The organism is Pseudomonas sp. GW821-FHT12A04 (assembly GCF_058807755.1).
Genome location: NZ_JBXAQZ010000019.1, coordinates 57,547 through 83,343 on the forward strand (window position 1 = coordinate 57,547; position 25,797 = coordinate 83,343).

Here is a 25,797-nt window from a genome sequence, read left to right on the forward strand (position 1 = left end):
CGCGATAGCGGACTGACAGTCGACATCGTTGGCGAGTGGAAAGCAGTCATCGCGAGCAAGCTCGCTCCCACAGGGGGGGTAAGCAAATCAATCAAGGACCAAGCGTGGGATATGCCGATCATGGACTCGGGCCTCGCTGCGGGTTATCGGGGGGAACACTTCTCGATAAATCGACCGGAGCAATCCGCATGCCACAAAAAAATACGTTATTAATCAGCTTGTTATGATCACGACTTGATAGGCCGGGGGATATTCCCCACCCAATCCCCCCACTTTTTCGCCGGGGCCACTATTCCCCACTATTGGGGAAATTTCCCCGGGTGTTCGATCACAGCGGCGCATCCGCGGGCAACCCCTGCAAACGCCGATACTGGTTCAGCACACTGGGCACATAACGCTGGGTTTCGGCGAACGGCGGGACCACGTTGCCCCGGCTGAGCACCGCTTGCGGGCCGGCGTTATAGGCCGCCACGGCGAGCCGGATATCGTTGTCGAACATCGTCATCAGGCGCTTGAGATAGCGGGCGCCACCCTGGATGTTGGCCTTGGGGTCGTAGACATTGGTCACCCCCATTTCGCGGGCGGTGGCGGGCATCAATTGCATCAGCCCGCGAGCGCCCTTGGGTGAGGTGGCGCGGGCGTTGTAGCTCGATTCGGTCTTGATCACTGCGTGCAGCAGCGCCGCCGGCAGTTCGTTGGCCCTGGCCGCCGCCGCCACCAGCTCGGCATAGGGTTGCGCGGCGATCATCTGCGGTTGCTGATCGAGGCTGACCACCGGCGCATCGGGCTCACGAATCACCCGTACATATTGGCGTCCGGGGCGGTGGACATTGGACAGGACGTAGCCGCCATTGGCGTCCACGGAAACAAACACATCGGCCTGTGCGGCGCTGGCCAACACAAGGAAACCCAGCAATCCGGCGGTGAGTGTCTTCATTGTTATACCTCCCCTTTCCGGCCCCGAAAATTGGGGGTATTGCCCCAATGGCCAGTCGTGCACCAGCCATACGCAAGCACTGTGCCGTAAGCGAGAAGGCCCGTAGCAAGGGGGGGCGCGCAAGGGTCAGCAATCGTGAGCATGGCAATTGCATGCAACTACATGGCAACTCTGCTGCCGACTGTTATGAGGTCATCATGAATCAGCGACTGTGTTATGCCCGGCGAACCCAAAGCGGGTTCACCTTGCTCGAACTGTTGGTGGTGCTGGTGGTACTGGGGCTGTTGGCCGGCATCGTGGCGCCGAAGTATTTCGCCCAACTGGGCCGCTCCGAAGTGAAAGTGGCCAAGGCGCAGATAGAAGGCTTGAGCAAGGCACTGGACCTTTACCGTCTGGAAGTTGGCCATTACCCGTCCACCGAACAGGGTTTGCAGGCGCTGGTCACCGCCCCCGCCGACGAACCGCGCTGGACCGGCCCGTACCTGCAGAAAAAACTCCCGCAAGACCCCTGGGGCCGCAACTACGCCTATCGCTATCCCGGTGAAAACAGCGAGTACGACCTGTTGTCCATGGGCAAGGACGGGCAGCCCGGTGGCGAAGGCGAGAACGCCGAAGTCACCAACTGGAACTGACGGGAATGGCGACCATGCGCTTTCATCTCAAGGCCGTCGGCAAGGCCGGTGTGGTCTCGATGACCGTCGAGGCACCGGGGCACAGCGAAGCCAGGCGCATCGCCGAAGATCAGGGCCTGCGAGTGGTCAGCCTGCACGCCGAGCGCCATTGGCGCGCATTGCGCCTGCACAAGCGCGAGACGTTCAACCTGGTGTTGTTCAGCCAGGAACTGACCACCCTGCTCAACGCCGGCCTGCCGTTGATCGATGCCCTGGAAAGCCTGGCGGAAAAGGAAAACGCGCCTCAGGCCCGCAAGACCTTGAACGAGTTGGTCCGCCTGCTTTACGAGGGCAAATCGTTTTCCCAGGCCTTGAGCCAGCTGTCGGCGGTTTTCCCCCCGTTGTACGTGGCGCTGGTGCAGTCCAGTGAAAAGACCGGTGCCGTGGGCGATGCCCTGGGCCGCTATGTCAGCTATCGCCAACGCATGGACGAGGTTCGCCAAAAGATCATCAGCGCTTCGATCTACCCCTTGCTGTTGCTGGTGGTGGGCGGTGGCGTGGTTTTGTTTTTGATGGGGTATGTCGTGCCGCGCTTCAGCCTGGTGTTTGAAGGACTGGGGTCGAACCTGCCCTGGATGTCGCAGATCCTGATGAGCAGCGGCATGTTCCTGCACGCCCACCAGGGTGAATTCTTCGGTGGCTTGCTGGCCATCATCGTCGCCCTCACCCTGCTCCAGCGCCAGCCGGCCTTTCGTCGGGGGCTGGACCGCCTGATCGAAAAACTCCCTGCGGTGCACCAGCGCATCTTCATGTATGAACTGGCGCGCTTCTACCGTTCACTGGGGATTCTGCTGCAAGGCGGCATTCCCCTGGTCACCGCCATGGGCATGGTCCGTGGCCTGCTCACCGTCGCCTCCCGCACGCGCCTGGACCAGGCCTGCGACCGGGTGCGCGAGGGGCAATCACTTTCTGCCGCGCTGGAACTCAATCACCTGGTGACCCCCGTGTCCCTGCGCCTGCTGCGAGCCGGCGAACAGTCCGGCAACCTCGGGCAGATGATGGAGCGCAGCGCCGACTTCTACGACGAAGAAATCAGCCGCTGGATCGAATGGTTCGTGCGGCTGTTCGAACCCTTGCTCATGACCTTCATCGGTCTGTTGATCGGGGTGATCGTGATCCTGATGTACATCCCGATTTTCGAGCTGGCCTCGAGCATTCACTGACTCTTTGAAGCTGACCCTTCAGACGCGGGTCCGGCTGAACGCTGCACTCTTTTTCAATGTTCCCGCCGAATAAATCGGTGCGCTGAACTGTTCATCAAGTTCCCACGGGGAAAAATCAGCACATTGCACTGTTCATGAAGGTTCCAATCTGAATTAAAGGACGGAGAACGACATGCTCATCAATAAGCTTTTACTGGCAGTAGCTATTGGCGCGGTTCTGTCGGCGTCTACCGTATTGATTCCGGACAGTCTGTCTGGAGTTTCCAGCGCTCAGGCCAAGGATGGGGGTAGTGGTGGTGGTGGCGGTGGCGGTGGCGGAAGTGGTGGTGGCGGCAGTCACGGTGGCGGCGGCGGCGGCGGCAGTGGAAGCGGCGGCGGCGGCAGTCATGGTGGAAGCGGCAGTGGTGGTAACAGCGGCAGCAGCCACAGTGGCGACCATGGCAGCAACAGTGGCCATGGCAGTGCCAACAGCGGTTCGAGCCACTCCGGATCGGTCTCGTCCTCAGGACGCAGCGGCACCCATGATGAACCCGGGGACGACCATGGCGTTCATGCCAATGGCGAGCCCGGCGATGACCGTGGCGTCCATGCCAATGGCGAGCCTGGGGATGACCGTGGCGTCCATGCCAATGGCGAGCCCGGTGATGACCGTGGCGTCCATGCCGAGCCCGGTGATGACAAAAGGAGCTGATTCCCACTGATTCCCACACAACACAAAACCCTGTGGGAGCGAGCCTGCTCGCGAAGGTTGAGTGTCAGACGACTTCAATGTTGGATGACACGACGCCATCGCGAGCAAGCTCGCTCCCACAGTGGCCGATGTGAGTCAGGCAATCCGCCGCTCTACAACCCACCCTCAGACTGATCCAGTTCCTCGCGCAAGAACTCAACCAGCGCCTGCACCGGCCGCGAACTCTGCCGGTGTTGCGGATAGACCGCCGACAACGTCAGCGGCTCCGGCCGAAAATCCTCCAGCACTTCCACCAGCCGTCCAGCCTTCAACGCCGAGCCGACAATGAACGTTGGCAAATACGTGATCCCCAGCCCGGCAATCGCCGCGTCCTTGAGCAATTCACCGTTGTTGACCCGCATCCGCCCGCTGACATTGACGCTCAATGGCTTGCCCTGCCCTGTAAACCGCCATTGAACCTGTCGACCATGGCCGTACGGCAGGCAGTCGTGACCGTGCAAATCTTCAGGCTTGAGCGGTGTGCCGCGTTCGGTCAGGTACGCCGGGCTTGCGCAGTACACCCGCTCAATGGAGGCAATGCGTCGGGCGATCAGTGTCGAGTCTTCCAGTGTGCCGATGCGCAGCGCCAGGTCGTAGCCCTCACCGAGCAAATCCACGGGACGATCGCTCAAATCCATCTCCACCGTCACGTCGCGATAGCGCTGCAAAAACACCGGCAACAGGCAGCCCAGATGCGCCAGCGCGAACGACAGCGGCGCACTCACACGAATGGTCCCCCGTGGCTCGGTGGTCTGGCCGGCGATGCCCTGCTCCACTTGTTCGACTTCGCTGAGCAGACGCAAGGCTGACTCGTAATAGCTCTGCCCCAGCGGCGTGACATCCAGGCGCCGGGTCGAACGATTGAGCAAGCGCACGCCCAGGCGCTCTTCGAGTTGCATCAAGCGGCGGCTGACAAACTGCTTGGACAGCCCCAGTTGATCGGCGGCCGCCGTGAAGCTGCCGGAGTCCATGACCTGGCAAAAAATACGCATATCTTCGAAGGGGTTCATTGTCACTTCCCGGTTGACAGTCAAACACGTTATAGCCGCTTTTTCCCTTCCTGACACACCATTAATCTTCGTTCACCGCACTGAAATCACCTTCCCCGAAGGATCTGCGATCTGTTTGCCGCAAGCATTTAAATGGAGTTTCCCCATGTCCTTTCTCCTCGGTCACCTGCTCTCACTGAGCACCCTGCTGCTGGCCATCGACGCCCTGCTCTGGCACCTCGCGCCACTCAAGCATCGCGTCAGCCGGGTCGGTGTGCGCCTGGCGCTGTTTGTGCTGTTCAGCACGGTGCTCATCAACGCCGGCGTCAGCCCGTTGCAGGCGCCGTTGTTTGCCGATGATCGCGTGGCACAACTGGGGGCCACGGCACTGGGGATTCTCTGGTGGCTGTACGCCGCGCGGGTGCTGACCGAAGTGATCGGCCTGGCCCTGATGCGGCGCATCGGCCATAGCGGCCGGCTGTTGCAGGATGTCATCGGTGCACTGGTGTTCCTGATTGCCGTGGTGGCCGCCGCCGGCTACGTGTTGGAGCTGCCGGTGAAAGGTTTGCTGGCGACCTCCGGCGTCGTCGCCATCGTGGTGGGTCTGGCATTGCAGAGCACCTTGAGCGACGTGTTCTCCGGCATCGTGCTCAATACCACCAAGCCGTATCAGGTCGATGACCGGGTTTCCATCGACGGTATTGAAGGCAAGGTGCTGGACATCGACTGGCGCGCCACCCACCTGCTGACCAGCGCCGGCAGCACCGCTGTGGTGCCGAACTCGGTGGCAGCCAAGGCAAAGATCGTCAATCTCAGTCGCCCGTTCAATATGCACGGCGTGTCGATCAGCATTCAGGTGCCCAACCACATCCGTCCGCGTCGGGTACTCGATGCCCTGGACCGCACCCTTCAGGGCAGTAGCAGTCTGCTGCTCGATCCGGCGCCGAAAGCCGTGCTCAAGGAGGCCGGCGAAACCATGTCCGAATACGTGGCCAGCGGCTTCATCGCCGAATTGGGCAAAAAGGGTGAAGTGCGCAATCAACTGTTCGACCTGGCCCATCGGCACCTCGAAGCGGCAGGCATTTCCCGGCAACCCGATGGCGTGATCGAGCCGTCGACCCGCGCACGGGCCTTGCTCGATGAAGTGAAAATATTCCGCTCCCTGAGCGCCGAGGAACGGGATCACCTGGCCCAGAACATGGTGGCGCAGCAATACGCGGCCGGTGAGGTGGTGCTGGATCTGGATGAAGTACCGGACAGCCTGTTCGTCATCGCCACCGGCGTGGTCAGCGCCACCGTCCCCAACGGCAGCACGCAGATCGAAGCCGGGCGCATGGGGCCGAGTGAAGTCATGGGCGAACAAAGCATCCTCGCCGACACGCCGTCCCAGGCACGGTTCACCGCCATGACCTCAAGCATCATCTACCGCCTCGACAAATCACTGACCCGCAACTGCATGGCGCAACGACGGGAAGTCGACCGGGCGTTGAACAAGCTGCAGGCGGTGCGCCAGCAGAACAGCCGGATGGCGTTGATGGCCAAACCGGTAGCGGTCAGGAAAGGTGGGTTTTTGGGGTGGTTGCAGAGTCGCTGATCAAGTGATCACACAAAAAATCTGTGGGAGCGAGCTTGCTCGCGATAGCTTTCTGTCAGTCAACATGTGTGTCGACTGATACGCCGCCATCGCGAGCAAGCTCGCTCCCACAGGTGTACTTCTTACTTGGCGGTAAATTTGGTGTAGCTGTTGATCAGGTTGCGATAGTTCGGCAGGCGTTCGGACAGCAGGTTGGCCAGGCCTTCCATGTCGTTGCGCCAGTCGCCTTGCAGCTCGCAGGCCACAGAGAACCAGTTCAGCAGTTGTGCACCGGCGGCCGACATGCGCGCCCAGGCCGCTTGTTGCACGGTGGTGTTGAAGGTGCCGGAAGCGTCGGTCACCACAAACACCTCAAAGCCTTCGGCAATGGCTGACAGTGTCGGGAACGCCACGCACACGTCGGTCACCACACCGGCAATGATCAGTTGCTTGCGACCGGTGGCCTTGATCGCCTTGACGAAGTCTTCGTTGTCCCAGGCGTTGATCTGGCCCGGGCGTGCAATGAACGGCGCGTCCGGGAACTGCGCCTTGAGCTCCGGCACGATCGGACCGTTCGGACCGCTGTCGAAACTGGTGGTGAGGATGGTCGGCAGTTTGAAGAACTTGGCGATGTCGCCCAGCGCCAGCACGTTGTTCTTGAACTCATTGGGCGAGAAATCCTGTACCAGCGAGATCAGACCGGTCTGGTGGTCGACCAGCAATACCACAGCATCGTCTTTGTTCAGGCGTTTGTAGGGAACGTTGCTCATTGGAAACTCCTTGGTGGATGGTTGTTGCAGTCAGCGCCGACCTGTTGGGCCGGCGCTTTTTTAAAAGAGTCAGAAGGCAAAACACGAGCAGCCAAAGGCGCCCCAGAAACCGGCGAAATCGCTGACCGGCGCGTTCGACAGGCGCGCCCGTTCATGACTGTGGGAATGCACCGCGCACGGGCCGCTGCAATGGTGAACCTGGGCCTGCATCGGCGAAGTCGGGCGCCAGTGGCCCGGCACCTTCACCACCGGCGACCAGTCCGGCAGCACCGGCACGCTGGCCGGCCCGAGCTTCTCGAAGTCACCGGCGCCGTACACCACCTTGCCGCCGACCACGGTCAATACCGACTCGATCCACTTGATCGCCTCTTCATCGACGCTGAAAAAATCTGCACTGAGGGCCGCGACGTCAGCCAGTTGCCCGACCTTGATCTGGCCCTTCTTGCCTTGCTCCGACGAGAACCAGGCGCTGCCGTGGGTGAACAGTTCCAGCGCCGTCAGGCGTGAAAGGCCTTCGGCGTGCAATTCCATACCTCCGACGGTGCGACCGCTGACCATCCAGTACAGCGAGGTCCACGGGTTGTAGCTCGACACCCGCGTGGCGTCGGTACCGGCACCCACCGGTACGCCTTCGGCCAGCATGCGTTTGATCGGTGGCGTGGCTTCGGCCGCTTTCGCGCCGTAACGCTCGACGAAATATTCACCCTGGAACGCCATGCGATCCTGAATCGCGATGCCGCCGCCCAGCGCCCGCACCCGCTCGATGTTCTGCGGGGTGATGGTTTCGGCGTGGTCGAAAAACCACGGCAAGCCGTTGAACGGAATGTCGCGATTAACCTTCTCGAACACATCGAGCATGCGGCTGATGGATTCGTTGTAGGTGGCGTGCAAACGGAACGGCCAGCGTTGCTCGACCAGATGGCGCACCACCGGCTCCAGTTCGGCTTCCATGGTTTGCGGCAGGTCCGGGCGCGGCTCGAGGAAGTCTTCGAAGTCCGCCGCCGAAAACACCAGCATTTCCCCGGCGCCGTTGTGCCGCAGGAAATCGTCGCCCTGGTGCAGCTTCACGCTGCCGGTCCAGTTCTTGAAGTCGGTCAACTCTTCCTTGGGCTTCTGGGTGAACAGGTTGTAGGCGATGCGCACGGTCAGTTGCTCGTCCTTCGCCAACTGCTCGATCACCTGGTAATCGTCCGGGTAATTCTGGAAACCGCCGCCGGCATCGATGGCACTGGTCAGGCCCAGGCGATTGAGTTCGCGCATGAACTGACGGGTCGAGTTGACCTGATACTCCAGCGGCAGCTTCGGCCCCTTGGCCAGGGTCGAGTACAAAATCATCGCATTGGGCCGCGCCACCAGCATGCCGGTCGGCTCGCCATTGGCGTCACGCACGATCTCGCCACCCGGCGGGTTCGGCGTATCACGGGTGTACCCGGCGACGCGTAACGCGGCGCGGTTGAGCAAGGCGCGGTCGTACAGGTGCAGCACGAAAACCGGCGTGTCTGGCGCCGCCTGATTGAGCTCCGCCAGGGTCGGCATGCGCTTTTCAGCGAACTGGAACTCGTTCCAGCCACCGACCACCCGCACCCACTGCGGGGTCGGCGTGCGGTCGGCCTGCTCTTTGAGCATGCGTAAGGCATCGGCCAATGACGGCACACCTTCCCAACGCAGTTCCAGGTTGTAGTTCAAGCCGCCACGGATCAGGTGCAAGTGTGAGTCGTTGAGCCCAGGGATCACGCAACGTCCTTTGAGGTCGATCACCTGGGTGTTCGAGCCCCGCAGGGCCATGGCTTCGGCATCGTTGCCGACTACGACAAAACGCCCGTCGCTGATCGCCACGGCGCTGGCGAGCGGTTTTTCGCGGTCAACGGTATGGAATTGACCATTGAACAGAATCAGATCGGCGTTCATCACGGTTCCTCGTGCAATGTGGCGGGAGACAGCCAGGGCGCGAACAGACGCGTCGCCATGGGCATGAAGATGTAAACCACCGACAGCACGATGGTCAGGGTGATCAGAAACGTGGCCACCACGTAATTGGAGAGCAAGGCGTTGAGCCGCAACAACGGCCCCCAAAGCAGCGGCACCAGCAAGGTGTGCGGCAGGATCACCAGCAGCGTCACCACGGCCTGCTTCCAGCGCGGCGGTGGCGTACTGGCCTCGGCCTGGGGCGAGAACCAGAACTCGTTGACCGGATTGATTTCGGTCTGGTCGCCATCGGCCAGCATCGGCGCGGCTTCATCGACCAGTTCCTGGCGTTGCGGTGAATCGAGCCAGCGCTGCATCGCCTCGGTCGAACAAAAGCGCAGCACGCAGGTGTAGGTGTCGAGGCCGGCATTCTTGCCACGCACCACATCCACGCCCAAGTGCCCGACGTTCTGCGCGGCCACCTTGACGATGTTGCGCAGCCAGGCTGCATAAGGCACTTCGAAACCGGCCTTGACCCGGTGCTTGACGATCAGGGTCACCACCTCATCAGGCCCCGGACTTGCCGGCTCACGGCGATTGGATTCAGACATAACGCAAGGCTCCGGCGAAACGGACATTGAGTGCCAGGCGTCCCGGCCCGGCGATGAAAATGCTGGTGAACACGATCAGCAGCAGCCAGCCGAACTGGCCTTCGAAGAGCGTCCACTGCGGATGCACGATCAACATCGACACCCACAGCAAAAACAGAATAGGCAAACACGCTAGACGCGCCAGCAACCCGGCGACGATCAGCAGCGGGCACACCACCTCGGCGAAAATCGCCAGCATCAGCGTCAGATTCGTGCCCAGGTGGAAAGGGTCTTCGATGTTTTGCAGCTCGGCACTGTAGTGAAGCAGCTTGGGCAAGCCATGCACCCACAACAGGAACAACCCGCCGCTGACCCGCAGGAACAGCAGCCCCCAGTCTTGCGCCCGATCATCACTTCGCGAAGTGTCCATGGCCTATCCGCACAAATGAAAAACCACCGGCGTCGATGCGCCGGGACAGGATTCGATAGTGCCGGGGCGGAGGAAGGAAAAATTGAATGTACGTGCTCTGTTTGCGGGAAGACCGAGATCGACCAAACGACATGGAACCCTGTAGGAGCGGGCTTGCTCGCGAAAAACGTCTGGACAACACGATCAATCAGGCAGCACGCGTTATCGTTGACGTCCATCGCGAGCAAGCTCGCTCCTACAGGGTTGCTCGTTGCTTGCTGCTACTGGACTAGTCTTGCGGGTCGAGATTATCCAACGCCCGATTCACCGCCAGCTCACCCAACATGATGATCTGCGCAATCCCCAGCAGCGCATTGCGATGAGGGCTTTGCAGAAATCCAGCAAGATCGCTGGCCATGATGCTGGCCGAGGCGAGGGATTCGCAGGTGTGGGCCAAGAGGGTTTCGGTGTTGATGTCGGGGGCGATGAGAAACATCGTGCTGGGGTTGCGTGGTGGTGCCGGGGCTTTCGGGGGATTGGGGGTGGGTTTGAACATGGTCAAGCTCCTTGATCAATGGAGCCGCCACAAGTCGCTGCTAAACGAATTGGGTGGCGGCTGTACGCGGGTTAGCAGACCAGGGATCAAGGAACCCGGCGCACCGAAGTGCCCCACGCACAGCCACCAAATTGCAGATCGGACTGATCTGAAGGTGACACTGGCGAGCCTTGAAATTTACCGAGCTGCTAAACCCGATCGCTGAATGGGCAGCGACGTGGAGAACGATAGAGATCAGGGCCAAGACTCACAAGCCGGCGGATTCTGGCGTAGTTGTAGGCAACGACGCAAGGCGGTGTGGCTTTCCGGAATTGAGGCTGACCGCTTTTAAACAGGGCTTTCAGAACACTGCACATTCCCTGTGGGAGCGAGCTTGCTCGCGATGGCGGCATTACATCCGGCATTGGTGTTGACTGATACACTGCTATCGCGAGCAGGCTCGCTCCTACAGTTGGGCTGGGTACACTCATAAGAAAGTGGTCGGCTGGCAGGCCACCATCGCGAGCAAGCTCGCTCCCACAGAAGAGCAAAGCAGAGCATCCCGCACCACCGCGTCGTTTCTCACCACTCATCAGGCCGAGCGTTAGCTCGCCTGCAGCTTTTGATCTTGATCCACCCGCCCCCTCGGCAGGCTGAGTGGAGGTGTTTATCCGGGGATTGGCGCGCAGCGCCGTTCGACGCAGTCGAACACATCGCATGTAGGTGCCAGCGAAGCCAACCGGAGGGCGATGCCCCCGGATGAATGCCGGAGCGAAGGAACCCCGAGCCTCAGCGAGGGGCCGTACGTAAGGGGCGAGACTTTTTGGTTCCTTTTGTGTCGTTTGACAAAAGGGACTCGCCGTAAGGGCGAAACCGCCAGCCGCCGTTACCGAAGAAACGGATATGTACTCAATCAACAAAGAACCTGGTCGGCCCAGAGGCCGCCAAGGTCAACACCTAAGAAACATCCAAAGCCACAGACATGAACTGACCGATCCGCGACCGCAACCACCGCTCCGCCGGATCATTGTCATGCACCCCGCTCCAGGCCATCGACAACTGCGCCGCCTCAATCTCGAACGGCGGATCCTCAGCGCGCAAGCCACAGCCTTCGACCAACGCACACGCCGCATAATCCGGCACAGTGGCAATCATCTCGGTCCCGGCGAGCAACGCCCGCAACCCACTGAACTGCGGCACCCCCAGCACCACACGACGACTACGCCCGACCTTCGCCAGATCCAGGTCGATGTTGCCACTCAGGTCGCCGGAAAAAGACACCATCGCATGGGGCCGCTCGCAGTACTCATCCAGGGTCAGCGTCCCCGGCCGGGTGTCGCCGCGCAGCACTTTGCAGGGGATATCGCGCAGCTTCTTGCGCTTGGCATTGGCCGGCAGATCCGTGGTGTAGCTCACACCCACCGAAATTTCCCCCGACGCCAACAGCGCTGGCATCAACAAGTAATTGGCCCGCCGCACGACCACGACGATGCCCGGTGCTTCCTCTTGCAACTGACGCAGCAACGGTGGAAACAAACCGAACTCGGCATCGTCCGACAACCCGATGCGAAACACATCGCAACTGGTCGCAGGATCGAATTCCTTGGCCCGGCTGACCGCACCGGAGATGGTGTCCATCGCTGGCTGCAATTCCTTGAGAATCGCCAATGCGCGCGCCGTCGGTTCCATGCCGCGTCCATTGCGCAGCAGCAACGGGTCGTCGAACAGATCGCGCAAACGCCCCAGCGCGGCGCTCACCGCCGGTTGGCCCATGAACAGTTTTTCCGCGACTCGGGTCAGGTTCTTATCGAACATCAGGGCCTCGAAAATCACCAGCAGGTTCATGTCGACGCGACGCAGATCGTTACGGTTCATAGGCACGGGTTCCTTATGTGTGTTCGGCTGGGCGCGAGGATGAGAATTGTGTCTGACTTTACCCAAGACTTCCCGCGGTGAGCGAGAAATTAACAACGATTAACTCGTAAGCCAGAGCCTTCGGGTCCAAGAATGAAGCCTACCGACACGGACATTCGCCATGGCTCACGTTCAGCAAAATGCCGCCCCCGCGTCATTCACGCCGGTGCCAAAGAAAAGCACCGGCGGCCTCAGCCCGCAGCGCGAAAAGCTGGTTAAACAACTGATACTCGAACGCTTGGGCGACAGCCTGGAAGTCACTGAACTGGCACAGGCTTGCGCCCTGTCGCGCAGTCACTTCTCGCGCGCGTTCAAGTGCAGCACCGGCCTCTCGCCACAGGACTGGATTCGCCAGCAGCGCATTGCCCTGGCCAAGCAATTGATCCAGTACACCAACCTCAGCCTCACGCAGATCAGCCTCGAATGCGGCTTCTGCGATCAGGCGCACTTCTGCCACATTTTCACCCGCAGCGAAGGCATCAATCCGTTTGCCTGGCGCTGTCAGGCGGTGCATGGCCTTAAAAGCAAAAGATCGCAGCCTTCGCCAGCGCCTACGGGTATGCACGTGTAGGCGCTGGCGAAACCTGCGATCCCTTGATCCGGCTTTTTAACCTTTCAAGAACGCCAACAGGTCAGCGTTGAGCTGGTCCTTATGGGTGTCCGTCAAACCGTGAGGGGCGCCCGGGTAAATCTTCAAGGTCGAGCCCTTTACCAGTTTGGCGCAGGAGACGCCCGCCGCTTCATACGGCACGACCTGATCCGCGTCGCCATGCACCACCAGCGTCGGCACGTCGAACTTCTGCAAGTCTTCGGTGAAGTCGGTTTCCGAGAACGCCTTGATGCAGTCATAGGCGTTCTTGTGGCCGGCCATCATGCCCTGCATCCAGAACCAGTCGATCATGCCCTGGGACGGTTTCGCGTCAGGCTTGTTGAAGCCGAAGAACGGGCCGCTGGCGAGGTCGATGTACAGCTGCGAACGGTCAGCCAGCGAGGCCTGGCGGATGCCGTCGAACACTTCCAGCGGCAGGCCGCCGGGGTTGGCTTCGGTCTTGAGCATCAGCGGTGGCACCGCGGAAATCAGCCCGGCCTTGGCCACGCGGCCGGTGCCGTGGCGACCGATGTAACGCGCCACCTCGCCACCGCCGGTGGAGAAGCCGAACAGCACGGCGTTTTGCAGGTCGAGCAGCTCGATCAACTGCGCCAGATCGTCGGCGTAATGGTCCATGTCATTGCCCGACCACGGCTGGCTGGAACGCCCATGACCGCGACGGTCGTGGGCGATGACCCGATAACCCTTGGAGGCCAGGAAGATCATCTGCGATTCCCAGCTGTCGGCGTTCAGTGGCCAGCCGTGACTGAAGACAATCGGCTGACCGGTACCCCAGTCCTTGTAGTAAATCTCGACGCCATCGCGGGTAGTGAAAGTGCTCATGGGTGATGCCTCCTTAACGAGGGTTGGGGGGTGAATCAAACGGGTCAGTGACGCAGGCGATCGGCCAGACGCGCCACCCGCTCGCCCAGGTGCGCGGCGGTGCAGCGATCCTCGGGCGGAGGGGCATCGTCAGGGGATTGCTCGACATTCGACTGGGCCATGGCGCCCAGTGAGCTACCCAGACGATTGAGTTGGCCGTTGAACGCGCCGGTGCTGGAGCGTGCCGGCAGCAGGTCGAGGCCGACCCAGATCATCGAGTGCTGGGCGGCGAACACCGTCATTTGCAGCAAAGTGTTGAGCTTGTCGCCGCACAGGCTGCCGGAGTTGGTGAAGCCCGCCGCGAGTTTGTCGCGCCAGGGCTGGGTCAGGTAGAACGCCGCCGTGGCCTCCATGAACGCCTTGAAGGCCGCCGAGGCGCTGCCCATGTAGGTCGGCGCGCCGAAAATGATGGCGTCGGCGTAGTGCAGCCGCTCCCAGTGCTCGTCTACCTCTTCGACCGGGATCAACTGGCAGGTGCTGCCAAGGTGCCGTTCCACGCCACCGGCCACGGCTTCGGCCATGACCCGGGTGTGCCCATAGCCACTGTGATAGACCACCACCACGTTGCTCATTGGTTTGTCCTTGAGATGGGTTGAAATCCCTTGTAGGAGCGAGCTTGCTCGCGATGGTGTGTCAGCCACATTGGCGTCGACTGATACTCCATCGCGAGCAAGCTCGCTCCTACAGGGAAGAGAGTTTTGGGTGCAGACCGGGCGCAGGACGAGTTAAACGTTGTTAATTTTCCCAGGCGCGCAAAAAGCCCCAGCAGACGCTGTCCATCTGTCGCGCCCAGCGATCACGGGGCCGACAGCCGCTGGCCGATACGCTAGAGTCAATGCCTGCCCCTTCAGTCACCCGGGCGACGCATTGCGCTCCGTAAAAAACCTGAGGAATATGCTCGAAAACCGCGTACCAGACGGATGCAGCAGGAGCGACTCGTTGACCCTTTCCCCCGAACAGGCTGTGCATTTCGGCCCCTACCGGGTCTACCCCGGACAACGCCTGGTGATAGAGGCCGACCAGCCTTTGCGCCTGGGGCGGCGCGCCATGGACATCCTGTTGATCCTGCTTGAGCACGCCGGCAACGTGGTCAGCAAGCAGCAACTGATCGCCCGGGTCTGGCCCAACAGCGTGGTCGAAGACATCAACCTGCGGGTGCACATGGCCGCGTTGCGCAAGGCGCTCGGCGACGGTCAGGCCGGCCAGCGCTACATCGTCACCGTGGCCCAGCGCGGGTACAGCTTCGTCGCCCCGCACTCACTGGAACAGGCCGAGCAATCGCCAGCGCCCGAGGCTTGCGCACCGAGCCGGCATAACCTGCCGGTGCGCCGTACGCGAATGATCGGCCGGCAGACCCTGGTCGACAATCTGGTGGTGCAACTGCCACGCCAGCGCTTCATCACCCTCGTCGGTCCCGGCGGCATCGGCAAGACCACCATGGCCTTGCGGGTCGCCGAACAAATGATCGGTCGCTACCGGGACGGCATTCGCCTGCTGGACCTGGCCCCGATCAACTGCCCGCTGATGATCGACGGTCATCTGGCGACGTTGCTCGAACTGGCCCTGCACAACGACGCCCCCCTGAGCGGTATTGCCGACTGTCTGCGCGACAGGCAAATGCTGTTGGTCATCGACAACTGCGAGCACCTGGTCGACGCCATCGCCCATCTCTGCGAAACCATTCTGCGCAGTGCGCCGCACGTGCATATTCTCGCCACCAGCCGCGAGAGCCTGCGGGCCGAAGGCGAATTCGTCCAGCGCCTGGAATCACTCGACTGCCCGCCGCCCATCGCCGTCCTCGACTGCGCCCAGGCGATGACCTTTTCCGCCCTGCAACTGTTTGTCGAGCGGGCCATGGCCAGCCATGACAGCTTTGAACTGACGGACGATGAACTGCCGCTGTTGATCGACATCTGCCACCGACTGGACGGCATTCCACTGGCCATCGAACTGGCGGCGGCGCAAGTGGGCAACTTCGGATTGCCCGGCTTGTTGACGCAGTTGCAAAGCAACTTCCGGGTGTTGACCCAGCCCAGCCAGACGCCCCCGGCACGCCATCAGACCCTGCGCGCGACACTGGACTGGAGCTTCGAGCTACTCAGCGCCTGCGAAAAGACCTGCTTGCGCCGACTGAGTGTGTTTCGCGGCGGTTTCACCCTGGAGTCCGCAGCGGCGGTGATTGTCGGCGAACACATCGAACCGCGCGAGGTGTTCGGCTCGATCACCCAACTGGTCGCCAAGTCCCTGTTGAACGTGGAGGTGGGCGACGAGGATGTTTACTACCGCCTGCTCGATACCACCCGCAGCTATGCCCTGGAAAAACTTGCACAAACCACCGACCTGCCCGGGACGCGGAAGCGGCATGCCGAGCGTTGCCTGGCGCTGATGCAACAGGCGAAGGACGACTGGGAGAAAACGTCCACCGGCTTGTGGCTCGAACGCTATGGCCGGGCCCTGGAGGACATCCGTGCAGCCCTCGATTGGGGTTTGCACGGGCAAGGGCCGCAGGCACTGGCGATACGCCTGGCCGCGACGTCCACGCCGCTGTGGCAGGAGTTGTCACTGCTCAAGGAACACGGCGGTTATGTGCGCAAGGCGCTGGCCTTGCTCGAGCAGTCTGCCGAGCCTTGCCCGCGCTTGCAGATGGCCCTCAAGCTGGCTTTGGGCAGTGCCTGTTATCACGTTCAAGGAGGTAGCAGCGAAACCGTTGGCGCCTTCGTCAGCGCCAGAGCCCTGGCCAGCCAACTCAACGATGTGGCCGGTCAGTTGCGGGCGATTTCCGGGCACCTGGCGGTCAATCTCAGCTGCGGCCAATACCAGATGGCCCTGGAACAGAGTCGGCAATTCGATCACCTGGGGCTGCATGACGACGCCCTGATGTCCCTGAGCATGCATCGATTGCGGGTGCTCGCCCTGCACTTCTCCGGCAACCAGCATCAGGCTGGGGAGCATGCCGAACAAGTGCTGCAACGCATGGCCCACAGCGGTCATCTCAACCGTTTCACCCATGGCTTTGGCGTGCAATACGACCAGAGTGTGGCGGCGCTGACCCTCCACGCGCGCATCCTCTGGCTGCAAGGCCAGCCGGAACAGGCCTGGCGCACTGCCCGCCAAGCGCTGGACATCGCATTGCAGATCAACCACGGCACGTCGATCTGCTACACCCTGGCGCTCGCCGGCTGCCTGATCGCCCACTACAACGGCGATACCCGCAGCGCCCGCGAACTCCTGCGCCTGCTGCTGCAACAAGCGCGGAAACACTCGGTCCTGCTGTTCCATGACTGGGCGCAACACTATGCGCGGGTGATCGGCGGTACCGATGTTCAGCCAATCGGCCGACAAAGCGTCGGTTTGATCAAGGACATCATGGTCACGCTGGATTCAACCTGTGTCGACGATGATTTGCTCGAACGTGCGCAAAGCGGTGTTTCGGACTGGAGCACGGCAGAGATACTGCGGGCCAGGGCCAGGACGTTGCTGGCAACCGATTGCCCGCTCCAGACCGCGACGGCCGAAACCATGCTGCTCAAGGCACTCAACGTGGCAAAGGCCCAGGGTGCCCTGGCCTGGGAGCTGCGTAGCGCCACCTCACTGGCGCAGTTGTGGCAGCGTCAGGGCGATCCCCAACGGGCGCATCAATTGCTGGCGCCGATCTACCAGCGCTACACCGAAGGTTTCGCCACGCCAGACTTGATGACCGTTCGCCGGCTACTCGACGAGCTGCAATGCCACCTGCCCGCCTGAAGGCCAGCGCGCTTGACTGACGTAACCGGCATAACGCATTTCAAGGGCGCGCAACTCACCACTGAGTTCGAGTTTTTCCAGCGCGTAGGTGCGGGTGGTGTTGAGGAAGCGGTAGCGGGTCACACCGCCGCCCTGCTCCCGGGACAGCAGTGACTTGAATGCCAGGCTTTCCAACACCTTGATCAGGTCTGCGACGGGCAACCTGTCGCAGCAGATCACGCCGATCGCTGCGTCCTGGGTGAAGGCCATCTTGAACACCGCCAGGCGCTGCAAGACGGTTTGCTCCACGGCAGTCAAACGTTCGTAGCTCCAGTCCAGCGCCGCCTTGAGCGTCTGGTGCCGCGGCACGGCCGTGCGGCGGCCCTGGGACAGCAATTGAAAACAGTTATCGAGTTGCGCTTGCAACCCCACCAGCGCCAGCGCATCGATTTGCGCCGCCGCCAATTCAATCGCCAGCGGCAGGCCGTCGAGGCGCCGGCAGATTTCCCGTACAGTCTTGAGGTCTTGTTCGCGCAGGGTGAACCCTTGCTGACGAGCCCGTGCACGGCTGACGAATAACTGCACCGCCGAATAGCCCATGACCTCGTCAACACTGCGCAGCGCTGACACCGGCGGCACCGCCAACGGTGGCAGACGCAATACGGTTTCGCCCGCTGCCTGGAGCGGCTCGCGGCTGGTGGCGAGGATCGACAGACGAGGCAGCGAAGCCAGCAGTGTTTCGATCAACGTCTGGCAGCGTTCGAGCAGGTGTTCGCAGTTGTCCAGAACCAACAAGGCATGCCGCTGCGCCAGCGCCTCCAGCGTGGTGCCGACCTCCAGCCCAAGGGTTCGTGTGACGTGGTCGGTCACTTGCGCCGGGTCATCGATCGCCGCCAGGTCCACCAGCCACACGCCGTGCCGATAGTGCTGCAACAACAGTTCGGCCACGCGCAGCGCCACGGTGGTCTTGCCGATCCCGCAAGGCCCGACCAGGGTCATGAATCGGCGCACCGGCAACTGCCGCACCAGGCTGCCGACAACCGCATCGCGCCCGGTGATCGGCGTGAGCCGCGCCGGCAAGTTGTGCAGGGGCTTTTTTACGGTCTCGCTCGGGAACGAGACGGGCTGCGGCGAATGCTGTACCGGGGCGACAAAACTGTAACCGCGCTGGGGAATGTTGACGATGTAGCATTGGCCGTTCTGGCCGTCGCCCAGGGCTCGGCGCAGGGCGGCAATGTGTACCCGCAGGTTGATCTCTTCGACCACGGAGCGCGGCCAGACCTGCGCAATCAACTCTTCCTTGCTGACAACCGAGCCTGCGTGCTCGACCAGCACCTGCAACACGTCAAGGGCGCGGCCGCCCAGGCGCAGCGGTCGATCGCCCTCCAGCACCAGTCGCTGACTGAGGTGGAAAGCGTAGGGCCCGAATTGCAGCACCGCTTCGCTGTTTATATCTCTGAGGCTATTCATGGGCTGTCACTCGCTGCAAGCCTGGCTTCCAGCCCAGGCTCTGCACCGTCCTTGCAATGAGTTCAGCGGTATCTTGGCAGGCCTCGGTGACGGTACAACTGCCGCGGGGGGAGCGTCACGGCCATTGCGGTGCGCACGACGGACATGCGCGTTAGCTGAACTGCTCGCGGTATTGGGTCGGGGTCAGGCCGAGCTTTTCACTGAACAGAAAACGCATGTGCCGCACGCTGCCGAAGCCGCTTTTGAAGGCCACGGTCTTGAGCGGCAACTCGGTGGTTTCCAGCAGGTTCCTGGCGCAATCGATACGCGCGCTTTGCAGAAACTCCATTGGCGTCATGTTCACTTCCCGGGCGAACACCCTGGCGAAATGACGCGGGCTCATGTTGGCCAGACCGGCCATTCGCTCGATGCTGTAGGTTTCATCGAGATGTTCAAGCACATGGTTCTGCACCCGGGTAATCGCCGTTTCGTGAGGGGCCACCGCCGCCATCAACGGGCTGAACTGCGCCTGCCCGCCCTGGCGCTTCATCACCACCAGCAACACCTTGGCCACGTCCTGGGCGACTTTTTTGCCATGGTCCTGGGCGACCACCGACAACGCCAGGTCGATCCCGGCGGTGACGCCACCGGAAGTGATCAGGTTGCGGTCCTGAACGAAGATCTGATCGGTCTCGACGGTCGCCTTCGGAAAGCCCTTGATCAGCCGCTCGGTGTAGTGCCAGTGGGTGGTGACGCGATAGCCGTCGAGCAAACCCGCATGCCCCAACACGAACGCCCCGGTGCAGATCGAGCCATAACCGGCGGACCGGCTGACGTTGTGCCTGAGCCAGTCGAGCAATGGCGGATGCTTTTCGTTGTAGGCACCGGGACCACCGGGCACCAGCAGCAAATCAAACCCCTCGCAGGCCTGATCGATGTGCCGGTCGGCGTGCACGCTCACCCCGTTGGACGCCCGCAGTGCGCCGGGCTCGGTGCCGATGGTCGTCAGCACATAGTGATCTTCGGGTTTCAGATAACGATTGGCGATGGAAAACACTTCCATGGGCCCGGCCATGTCGAGCAGGAGAAAGTCGGGAAACAGCACCATTGCCACGGTTTTCATGGATTGGAATTCACTGGGATCAAATAAGGTCGGTTTGTCGAGCGCTAGCCCTTTGTGGGAGCGAGCTTGCTCGCGATGGCAGTATCACATTCGACAGATGAGGTGACTGGAAAATTGCTATCGCGAGCAAGCTCGCTCCCACAGGTTTCGGTACTGTGCATTATGGACAAACACAGGCCAGGCATCGGAAAAGAATAACTGATTCGCGTCCGAATACTGTCAACCTGAAAGAGACAGTATTTCAATTTCAACCTACTTATTGAATCAACCAGTAACCATTAACCTTCTCCTCACTCGGACGAATTCACGTCCCCAAAGGAGATTTCATCATGCTGACTCTTCGCAAAGCCTCGGATCGTGGCCTGGCCAATCACGGCTGGTTGAAGTCGTTCCATACCTTTTCCTTCGCCAGCTATCGCAACCCGAAAGAGCAGGGTTTTTCCGACCTGTTGGTGATCAACGACGACCGCGTCGCCGCCGGCAAAGGCTTCGGCCAGCACCCGCACCGCGACATGGAGATTTTCTCCTATGTGCTTGAAGGTGCCCTGGAACACAAGGACACCCTGGGCACAGGTTCCGTGATCCGCCCCGGCGACGTGCAACTGATGAGCGCAGGCAGCGGTGTGGCCCACAGTGAATTCAACCACTCCGGAACCCGGCCGGTGCACTTTCTGCAAATCTGGATCGTGCCCGACGTCAGCGGCGCCAAACCGCGCTATCAGCAAGAGCATTTCAGCCCCCAGAAGAAACGCGGGCGCCTGCAACTGATCATCTCGCCGGACGGCGCCAAGGGTTCGCTGAAGGTGCGTCAGGATGCACGGGTGTATGCCGGCCTGATCGACGGCAAGGAAAGCGCCACCCTGGAGCTCGCCGCCAACCGCTACGCCTATGTGCATGTGGCCCGGGGCAGCGTTGAACTCAACGGTGTGTTGTTGCAGGAAGGCGACGGTGTGCGGGTTCGCGAAGAACAGGTGCTGACCTTGAGCAATGGCGTGGATGCTGAAGTATTGGTCTTTGACCTGCGGCCACAGGAACTGCCGGAAATGCCATGACAGATCCCTGTGGGAGCGGGCTTGCTCGCGAAAGCGCTGTGTCATTCAACAGAGATGTCGACTGGCACTCCGCCTTCGCGAGCAAGCCCGCTCCCACAGGTTGTGTGGCCCCCGGATTTATTCGCAGGTCCTGGCGCCCCCTGCGACAAGGGTAGCGACCTCTGCGCCCTGCTCCCCCTGATAACGGGCCCGATAACGCCCGGGGCTTTCCCCGGTCCACTTCTTGAACGCCCGATGGAAGGCGCTGGGTTCCTGGAAACCCAGTTGTTCAGCGATATCGCTGATGCTCGCGTCGCTCTGACGCAATTGCTCAAAGGCCACGCCACGGCGTACTTCGTCCTTGATCTCTTGGTAGGAACAGCCTTCACGCTCCAGTTTGCGGCGGAAGGTGCTGGGGCTCAGGTGCTGTTCCAGGGCAAAGGCCTGCAACGTCGGCCACTGACTGTAATGACTGCCGCGCAAGCGCTGATGAACCTGGGATGCCAGGCCATGCTGGTTGCGGAAGCGGATCACCAGCCATTGCGGCGCGGTACGCAGAAACACTTTCAGCGACGCCAGATCCTGAACCACGGGCAGGCGCAAGTAGTGGCTGGCAAATTCGATTTCGGTGCGCTCGGCACCGAAGGTCAGGTTGGGGCCCCACAGCAGGCGGTCGTCACTCAGCGACAGGCGCGAATGGCGGAAGTCCGCACGGTCAATGGGAATGCGCCGCCCGCCCAGCCAGCACAGCAGACTGATCATCAACACCAGGAAAGTTTCTTCACCAAACCGGCTGGCATCGTTGTCCGTCGAACGGGTGTCGAGGCTGATGACCGCACGCTTGCCACGCACGGCCAGAGAGCCGCGAAAGTCGCGCAGGAACAAGCCGAAGTTGGCCAGGCATTGACGCATGGCCTTGTGCAGATCGGGCTCCTGAATCAAGGCACGGCAAATCAGGGCGAAACTGCCCGGCGGCATGCCATGGGAATCGAGCCCGAAAAACTCATCGTCGAGCTCGCGGATCTGGATCAGCCACAACGCCGCAAACGCGTTGGCCGGCACCCGCGCCGTGGGTTGGTGCATGACCGCCGGATCAATGCCCGCCTGTTCGAGCACGGCCGTCACGCGCTGCGGATCATCGCGCAGCCCATGGATCATTGCCTGCACGAAATAGGCGGCAACCGAGTCCTTTTCCCGCATTGGTTCGCTTCTCTCTCATCACCCGAATGGCAAAAAACATCAGTGCCGTTGAACAGTTTTGGCATAGGACAACCGCCCTGCCGGCTCTAGACTCGCGGCAATAGTACGCCTTCGGCCGCAATCGCGGCCAAGGTATCGCAGGGTTTGATCGAAGGATGGGAAGATGAATCTGCAAAACATCGGGGTGATCGGTGCGGGCACCATGGGCAACGGCATCGCCCAAGTCTGCGCCATGGCCGGTTTCAACGTGACCTTGCTCGATATTTCCGAAAGCGCTTTGCAAAAAGCCGTTGCAACGGTCGGTAAAAACCTTGACCGGCAGATCGCCAAGGAAACCCTGACGCCGGAGCAGAAACAGGCCGCCCTCGACAAAATCCGCACCAGCACCGACTACAGCAGCCTGCAAAACGCGCAGCTGGTCATCGAAGCTGCGACGGAAAATCTCGACCTGAAACTGCGTGTGCTGCAACAGATTGCCGCGCAAGTCAGCAGCGAATGCGTCATTGCCTCCAATACCTCGTCGCTGTCGATCACCCAACTCGCCGCCAGTGTCAGCCAGCCTGAACGCTTCATCGGCCTGCATTTCTTCAACCCGGTGCCGGTGATGGGCCTGATCGAAGTCATCCGTGGCCTGCAAACCAGTGACGCGACCCACCAACTGGCGCTGGACATGGCGACCACTCTCGGCAAAACCGCAATTACCGCCGGCAATCGTCCGGGCTTCGTGGTCAACCGGATCCTGGTACCGATGATCAACGAAGCGATCCTGGTGTTCCAGGAAGGACTGGCCAGCGCCGAAGACATCGATGCCGGTATGCGCCTGGGCTGCAACCAGCCTATCGGCCCGTTGGCCCTGGCGGACCTGATTGGCCTGGACACCCTGTTGTCGATCCTCGAAGCCTTCTATGACGGTTTCAACGACAGCAAATATCGCCCGGCGCCGTTGCTCAAGGAAATGGTCGCCGCCGGTTACCTGGGACGTAAAACGGGGCGCGGCTTCCATGCCTATGCCTGAGCGTTGCTCGCGCTTTGCCGAGTACCGGGACAAGGTCCTGGAGCTGTTTGCCTGCAAGGGGTTCGGCCAGGTCGGCATGCGTGAGCTCGCGACGTGCCTGGGGCTCTCCCCAGGCTCGCTGTATCACCACTACCCCAGCAAACAGCATCTGCTGCTCGACCTGATCGAGGAGTTCTACGAGGAGCTGCTGGCCACCCTGGGACGTATCCAGCAAAAGGCCCCGGGCAAGCGCGACAAACTCAACAGCCTGATCCGCGCCCATCTGAATCTGCATCGGGAGATGCCCTGGCATTTCCGCCTGGTGGAGCGCGACAGCGGTTGCCTGAACGAAGAGCAACAGGATCGGGTCCGGCAATTGCGCGAGCAATACGAACGCACGTTGCTGAGGATGCTGGGCGCCAAGTCCCGTTTCAGCGAGCAAGGCCTGCTGGCCGCCGGGCATGCCATTGGCGCCCTGCTCAACAGTGCTCCCAGCTGGCTGACACCCCATGTGCTGGACGAGCAGGAACGTGAGGAGCTGCTCGAGAGCATGGTCAGCGGCGCCATCGAACGTGTACTGGCGCCACGACGTGTGCCGGAGGCGATAAGCCTCGCGCGTCCTATCGAAAAAACATCTAAAGAAACACAAGCTTCGACAAAGATTTAGCGCTTTGCTTGTCGGCTCGACACAATCGGAATTCGCCGAAAAAACCGGCGTCCAAACCGTTGTATGTACTCGAGCACCTGGAGCCGACCATGAAAATCAATCCCTACCTTATCTTCAACGGCGACTGCAAAGCGGCCTTCACGTTCTACGCGCAGTGCCTGCAAGGCCAGATCGAAGCCATGATGACCTTCGGCGAAACGCCTGCCGGTGAGCATGTCCCCACGGATCTACACAACCTGATCATCCATACCCGCCTGATCGTGGGCGACCAGGCGATCATGGGGTCGGACACCACTCCGGATCGTCCCGTGGATAAAATGAGCGCCTGTTCGATTTCACTCAACGTCGACAGCATTGCCGAGGCCGAGCGGGTCTTCAATGCGCTGGCGGACGGTGGCGCTGTGCAAATGCCACTGGAGACCACGTTCTGGGCGGCGCGCTTCGGCATGCTGGTCGACCGTTTTGGTGTGTCGTGGATGGTCAATTGCGAAAAGGATCAGTGAAAGGCCTTGGTCGATCGAGAGTATTGAAGGCACAAAAAAGCCCGACCTGAAAAGGTTGGGCTTTCTGGCAACTCCCCGCCTGTCTGCTACCGTCAACTAGCCATACGGATAGCAGCAAACCTGAGGAGGATACCCACTATGCCGACCCACGACGCGTCCTGGCCCACTCGTTGCAAGCTCTTGCTACTGGCCGGTGGAATGATCGCCAGCCTGCTGACCCTCAATGGTTGCACCACTGTCGATGCACAGACCACCGCCTATGTCGGTGTAGAACATCCGGCACCGACATCGCCGGACCAGGTTGTCGTGCTGCGCTCGGAGCCTCTGCGCCCACATGTGCGCCTGGGTGAAGTGTTGATCGACGCCAGCATCGACCCTGCCCCGCCGATTACCGAAGTCGAACAGAAGCTGCGGGAAGAGTCCGCCAAACTCGGTGGCGACGCCGTGGTGGTCGTCTATGACCACATTCAAGCGGTGGGTGCCTATGCCAGCGGGCCGCTGTGGGCACGCGATGTGAGGACCATCGAGGGACGCAAGCTCAAAGGTATCGTGATCAAGTACCAGTAGATATCTCCCCTTGGGGGACAGCGTCAACGGAGGTTGAATTTGAATGACGTGGTGATCGCCCTCATCGTTTTCGCCTGCCTGTCCGCCAGCGCACTGATGGGCACGTACGTGAGGGAGCGATTACCGAGCCATCATCTGAGCGATGACTCCGTGGCAGTAGTGAAGCTGGCCACCGGCCTCATCGCAACGATGTCGGCGCTGGTCCTCGGCCTGCTCGTTTCCTCTGCCAAAGGCACCTTCGATACGGCCAATGCCGAACTGGAGGGCGCGGCGGCGAAAGTGGTTCAATTCGACCGCTTGCTGGCCCGCTACGGCCCCGACACCCAGGGCATCCGCACCGAGCTCAAGCACAACTACGCCGAAGTCACCCAGGTGCTCGCGACCCGCGATCACCGTCAGATTGAAAAACTCGATAGCCCAGAAGTGATCCGTCGCTCCGAAGGCCTGCAACGCCAGGTCGAGTCACTGACGCCCGGCAACGATGATCAGCGCGCGCTCAAAGCCAAGGCATTGCAAGACATGGACACCGTGTTTGCCGCCCGCTGGCTGACCCTGCTGCAGGCCAATCAATCGATTCCACCGGTGATGCTGGTGATCCTGGTGACGTGGCTGGGGATTATCTTCGGTTCGTTCGGCCTGTTTGCACCCTGCAACGGCACCATTGTCGCCGTATTGCTGATGTGTGCCCTGTCGACGGGGGCAACCATCTTGCTGGTAGAGGAACTCAATCGACCGCTTGATGGTTTTATCTGTGTGTCGCTGGATCCCCTAGAGCACACGCTGGAGCGGTTGGGGCAGTAATTTCATTTCCCGCGGACAAAAACAAAACCCCTACCTGCATACGCAGATAGGGGTTTCGGAATTTAATCTTGACGATGACCTA

Annotated in this window: 25 protein-coding genes; 12 read left to right on the plus strand and 13 right to left on the minus strand. The window is 61.1% G+C overall.

What is annotated here, in order from left to right; all coding sequences use genetic code 11:
• Positions 1–328: 328 nt before the first annotated feature.
• Complete coding sequence (locus AC1RS8_RS25910; protein WP_159389663.1) at positions 329–937, minus strand: transglycosylase SLT domain-containing protein; 609 nt, start codon at positions 935–937, stop codon at positions 329–331.
• Positions 938–1,134: 197 nt separating this feature from the next.
• Between AC1RS8_RS25910 and gspG the strand changes: the two genes are divergently transcribed.
• From gspG to AC1RS8_RS25925, 3 genes are all read left to right on the plus strand, one after another.
• Entirely contained in the window at positions 1,135–1,569 is a 435-nt protein-coding gene (gene gspG, locus AC1RS8_RS25915; RefSeq protein ID WP_057715501.1) for a type II secretion system major pseudopilin GspG, read from the plus strand.
• A gap of 14 nt (positions 1,570–1,583) precedes the next feature.
• Complete coding sequence (locus AC1RS8_RS25920; RefSeq protein WP_090457830.1) at positions 1,584–2,771, plus strand: type II secretion system F family protein; 1,188 nt, start codon at positions 1,584–1,586, stop codon at positions 2,769–2,771.
• Positions 2,772–2,943: 172 nt separating this feature from the next.
• A complete protein-coding gene (locus tag AC1RS8_RS25925; RefSeq protein ID WP_489340339.1) occupies positions 2,944–3,462 on the plus strand; it encodes a hypothetical protein in 519 nt (172 codons plus the stop codon).
• Positions 3,463–3,614: 152 nt separating this feature from the next.
• Here AC1RS8_RS25925 and AC1RS8_RS25930 read toward each other — a convergent pair whose 3' ends face one another.
• Positions 3,615–4,511, minus strand: coding sequence for a LysR family transcriptional regulator (locus AC1RS8_RS25930; RefSeq protein ID WP_090454697.1), 897 nt, complete (start codon positions 4,509–4,511; stop codon positions 3,615–3,617).
• Positions 4,512–4,656: 145 nt separating this feature from the next.
• Here AC1RS8_RS25930 and AC1RS8_RS25935 point away from each other — a divergent pair, with 145 nt between their 5' ends.
• Entirely contained in the window at positions 4,657–6,084 is a 1,428-nt protein-coding gene (locus AC1RS8_RS25935) for a mechanosensitive ion channel domain-containing protein (RefSeq protein WP_489340338.1), read from the plus strand.
• A 122-nt stretch (positions 6,085–6,206) separates the two neighbouring features.
• Here the strand turns inward: AC1RS8_RS25935 and ycaC are convergent, their stop codons facing one another.
• From ycaC to AC1RS8_RS25965, 6 genes are all read right to left on the minus strand, one after another.
• Complete coding sequence (gene ycaC, locus AC1RS8_RS25940) at positions 6,207–6,833, minus strand: isochorismate family cysteine hydrolase YcaC (RefSeq protein WP_008004800.1); 627 nt, start codon at positions 6,831–6,833, stop codon at positions 6,207–6,209.
• 69 nt (positions 6,834–6,902) lie between these two features.
• Positions 6,903–8,741 carry an amidohydrolase gene (locus tag AC1RS8_RS25945; RefSeq protein ID WP_057715505.1) on the minus strand — a complete coding sequence of 613 codons (1,839 nt, stop codon included), beginning with the start codon at positions 8,739–8,741 and terminating at the stop codon, positions 6,903–6,905.
• On the minus strand, positions 8,741–9,349 hold the full coding sequence (locus AC1RS8_RS25950) for an antibiotic biosynthesis monooxygenase (protein WP_090454696.1): 609 nt from the start codon (positions 9,347–9,349) through the stop codon (positions 8,741–8,743). Before AC1RS8_RS25950 ends, AC1RS8_RS25945 begins: the two co-directional genes overlap by 1 nt.
• Positions 9,342–9,758, minus strand: a complete 417-nt coding sequence (locus tag AC1RS8_RS25955) for a DoxX family protein (RefSeq protein WP_057715507.1) — start codon at positions 9,756–9,758, stop codon at positions 9,342–9,344. Before AC1RS8_RS25955 ends, AC1RS8_RS25950 begins: the two co-directional genes overlap by 8 nt.
• 268 nt (positions 9,759–10,026) lie before the next feature.
• The gene (locus AC1RS8_RS25960) at positions 10,027–10,293 is read right to left on the minus strand and encodes a DUF6124 family protein (protein ID WP_057715509.1); all 267 of its coding nucleotides are present in this window, start codon (positions 10,291–10,293) and stop codon (positions 10,027–10,029) included.
• Positions 10,294–11,229: 936 nt separating this feature from the next.
• Entirely contained in the window at positions 11,230–12,147 is a 918-nt protein-coding gene (locus AC1RS8_RS25965; RefSeq protein ID WP_489340337.1) for a LysR family transcriptional regulator, read from the minus strand.
• 160 nt (positions 12,148–12,307) lie between these two features.
• On the opposite strand from AC1RS8_RS25965, the gene AC1RS8_RS25970 reads away from it, so the two are divergent.
• On the plus strand, positions 12,308–12,757 hold the full coding sequence (locus AC1RS8_RS25970; protein WP_090454690.1) for a helix-turn-helix domain-containing protein: 450 nt from the start codon (positions 12,308–12,310) through the stop codon (positions 12,755–12,757).
• A gap of 36 nt (positions 12,758–12,793) precedes the next feature.
• On the opposite strand, the gene AC1RS8_RS25975 is transcribed toward AC1RS8_RS25970, so the two are convergent.
• Positions 12,794–13,618 carry an alpha/beta fold hydrolase gene (locus AC1RS8_RS25975; protein WP_057715512.1) on the minus strand — a complete coding sequence of 275 codons (825 nt, stop codon included), beginning with the start codon at positions 13,616–13,618 and terminating at the stop codon, positions 12,794–12,796.
• A 44-nt stretch (positions 13,619–13,662) separates the two neighbouring features.
• Positions 13,663–14,229 (minus strand): flavodoxin family protein, encoded by a 567-nt coding sequence (locus AC1RS8_RS25980; protein ID WP_150814710.1) that lies wholly within the window; start codon positions 14,227–14,229, stop codon positions 13,663–13,665.
• A 367-nt stretch (positions 14,230–14,596) separates the two neighbouring features.
• Between AC1RS8_RS25980 and AC1RS8_RS25985 the strand changes: the two genes are divergently transcribed.
• The gene (locus AC1RS8_RS25985; protein WP_489340336.1) at positions 14,597–17,401 is read left to right on the plus strand and encodes an ATP-binding protein; all 2,805 of its coding nucleotides are present in this window, start codon (positions 14,597–14,599) and stop codon (positions 17,399–17,401) included.
• On the opposite strand, the gene AC1RS8_RS25990 is transcribed toward AC1RS8_RS25985, so the two are convergent.
• Together AC1RS8_RS25990 and AC1RS8_RS25995 are read right to left on the minus strand one after the other, a co-directional pair.
• On the minus strand, positions 17,366–18,850 hold the full coding sequence (locus AC1RS8_RS25990; protein ID WP_489340335.1) for an ATP-binding protein: 1,485 nt from the start codon (positions 18,848–18,850) through the stop codon (positions 17,366–17,368). The two genes, AC1RS8_RS25985 and AC1RS8_RS25990, sit on opposite strands and share 36 nt — an antisense overlap.
• Before the next feature lie 151 nt (positions 18,851–19,001).
• Complete coding sequence (locus AC1RS8_RS25995; protein WP_090454681.1) at positions 19,002–19,952, minus strand: GlxA family transcriptional regulator; 951 nt, start codon at positions 19,950–19,952, stop codon at positions 19,002–19,004.
• Between the two features lie 329 nt (positions 19,953–20,281).
• Here AC1RS8_RS25995 and AC1RS8_RS26000 point away from each other — a divergent pair, with 329 nt between their 5' ends.
• On the plus strand, positions 20,282–21,004 hold the full coding sequence (locus AC1RS8_RS26000) for a pirin family protein (RefSeq protein ID WP_057715517.1): 723 nt from the start codon (positions 20,282–20,284) through the stop codon (positions 21,002–21,004).
• Between the two features lie 117 nt (positions 21,005–21,121).
• Here the strand turns inward: AC1RS8_RS26000 and AC1RS8_RS26005 are convergent, their stop codons facing one another.
• Complete coding sequence (locus AC1RS8_RS26005) at positions 21,122–22,183, minus strand: AraC family transcriptional regulator (RefSeq protein WP_489340334.1); 1,062 nt, start codon at positions 22,181–22,183, stop codon at positions 21,122–21,124.
• Between the two features lie 163 nt (positions 22,184–22,346).
• On the opposite strand from AC1RS8_RS26005, the gene AC1RS8_RS26010 reads away from it, so the two are divergent.
• From AC1RS8_RS26010 to AC1RS8_RS26030, 5 genes are all read left to right on the plus strand, one after another.
• Positions 22,347–23,198: a 3-hydroxybutyryl-CoA dehydrogenase gene (locus tag AC1RS8_RS26010; protein WP_057715519.1), complete on the plus strand. Its 852-nt coding sequence runs from the start codon at positions 22,347–22,349 to the stop codon at positions 23,196–23,198.
• The gene (locus tag AC1RS8_RS26015) at positions 23,185–23,844 is read left to right on the plus strand and encodes a TetR/AcrR family transcriptional regulator (RefSeq protein ID WP_057715520.1); all 660 of its coding nucleotides are present in this window, start codon (positions 23,185–23,187) and stop codon (positions 23,842–23,844) included. The genes AC1RS8_RS26010 and AC1RS8_RS26015 overlap by 14 nt, the downstream gene beginning before the upstream one ends.
• Before the next feature lie 89 nt (positions 23,845–23,933).
• Positions 23,934–24,347: a VOC family protein gene (locus AC1RS8_RS26020; RefSeq protein ID WP_218498357.1), complete on the plus strand. Its 414-nt coding sequence runs from the start codon at positions 23,934–23,936 to the stop codon at positions 24,345–24,347.
• A gap of 138 nt (positions 24,348–24,485) precedes the next feature.
• Complete coding sequence (locus tag AC1RS8_RS26025) at positions 24,486–24,914, plus strand: hypothetical protein (RefSeq protein WP_218498358.1); 429 nt, start codon at positions 24,486–24,488, stop codon at positions 24,912–24,914.
• Positions 24,915–24,962: 48 nt separating this feature from the next.
• On the plus strand, positions 24,963–25,715 hold the full coding sequence (locus tag AC1RS8_RS26030) for a bestrophin-like domain (protein WP_407516139.1): 753 nt from the start codon (positions 24,963–24,965) through the stop codon (positions 25,713–25,715).
• The last annotated feature ends 82 nt before the right edge of the window (positions 25,716–25,797 follow it).

Bases quoted from the DNA above. Each gene is read 5' to 3' on its own strand.
- AC1RS8_RS25910 (WP_159389663.1), bottom strand. From the start codon at position 937: ATGAAGACACTCACCGCCGGATTGCTGGGTTTCCTTGTGTTGGCCAGC.
- gspG (WP_057715501.1), top strand. From the start codon at position 1,135: ATGAATCAGCGACTGTGTTATGCCCGGCGAACCCAAAGCGGGTTCACC.
- AC1RS8_RS25920 (WP_090457830.1), top strand. From the start codon at position 1,584: ATGCGCTTTCATCTCAAGGCCGTCGGCAAGGCCGGTGTGGTCTCGATG.
- AC1RS8_RS25925 (WP_489340339.1), top strand. From the start codon at position 2,944: ATGCTCATCAATAAGCTTTTACTGGCAGTAGCTATTGGCGCGGTTCTG.
- AC1RS8_RS25930 (WP_090454697.1), bottom strand. From the start codon at position 4,511: ATGAACCCCTTCGAAGATATGCGTATTTTTTGCCAGGTCATGGACTCC.
- AC1RS8_RS25935 (WP_489340338.1), top strand. From the start codon at position 4,657: ATGTCCTTTCTCCTCGGTCACCTGCTCTCACTGAGCACCCTGCTGCTG.
- ycaC (WP_008004800.1), bottom strand. From the start codon at position 6,833: ATGAGCAACGTTCCCTACAAACGCCTGAACAAAGACGATGCTGTGGTA.
- AC1RS8_RS25945 (WP_057715505.1), bottom strand. From the start codon at position 8,741: ATGAACGCCGATCTGATTCTGTTCAATGGTCAATTCCATACCGTTGAC.
- AC1RS8_RS25950 (WP_090454696.1), bottom strand. From the start codon at position 9,349: ATGTCTGAATCCAATCGCCGTGAGCCGGCAAGTCCGGGGCCTGATGAG.
- AC1RS8_RS25955 (WP_057715507.1), bottom strand. From the start codon at position 9,758: ATGGACACTTCGCGAAGTGATGATCGGGCGCAAGACTGGGGGCTGCTG.
- AC1RS8_RS25960 (WP_057715509.1), bottom strand. From the start codon at position 10,293: ATGTTCAAACCCACCCCCAATCCCCCGAAAGCCCCGGCACCACCACGC.
- AC1RS8_RS25965 (WP_489340337.1), bottom strand. From the start codon at position 12,147: ATGAACCGTAACGATCTGCGTCGCGTCGACATGAACCTGCTGGTGATT.
- AC1RS8_RS25970 (WP_090454690.1), top strand. From the start codon at position 12,308: ATGGCTCACGTTCAGCAAAATGCCGCCCCCGCGTCATTCACGCCGGTG.
- AC1RS8_RS25975 (WP_057715512.1), bottom strand. From the start codon at position 13,618: ATGAGCACTTTCACTACCCGCGATGGCGTCGAGATTTACTACAAGGAC.
- AC1RS8_RS25980 (WP_150814710.1), bottom strand. From the start codon at position 14,229: ATGAGCAACGTGGTGGTGGTCTATCACAGTGGCTATGGGCACACCCGG.
- AC1RS8_RS25990 (WP_489340335.1), bottom strand. From the start codon at position 18,850: ATGAATAGCCTCAGAGATATAAACAGCGAAGCGGTGCTGCAATTCGGG.
- AC1RS8_RS25995 (WP_090454681.1), bottom strand. From the start codon at position 19,952: ATGAAAACCGTGGCAATGGTGCTGTTTCCCGACTTTCTCCTGCTCGAC.
- AC1RS8_RS26000 (WP_057715517.1), top strand. From the start codon at position 20,282: ATGCTGACTCTTCGCAAAGCCTCGGATCGTGGCCTGGCCAATCACGGC.
- AC1RS8_RS26005 (WP_489340334.1), bottom strand. From the start codon at position 22,183: ATGCGGGAAAAGGACTCGGTTGCCGCCTATTTCGTGCAGGCAATGATC.
- AC1RS8_RS26010 (WP_057715519.1), top strand. From the start codon at position 22,347: ATGAATCTGCAAAACATCGGGGTGATCGGTGCGGGCACCATGGGCAAC.
- AC1RS8_RS26015 (WP_057715520.1), top strand. From the start codon at position 23,185: ATGCCTATGCCTGAGCGTTGCTCGCGCTTTGCCGAGTACCGGGACAAG.
- AC1RS8_RS26020 (WP_218498357.1), top strand. From the start codon at position 23,934: ATGAAAATCAATCCCTACCTTATCTTCAACGGCGACTGCAAAGCGGCC.
- AC1RS8_RS26025 (WP_218498358.1), top strand. From the start codon at position 24,486: ATGCCGACCCACGACGCGTCCTGGCCCACTCGTTGCAAGCTCTTGCTA.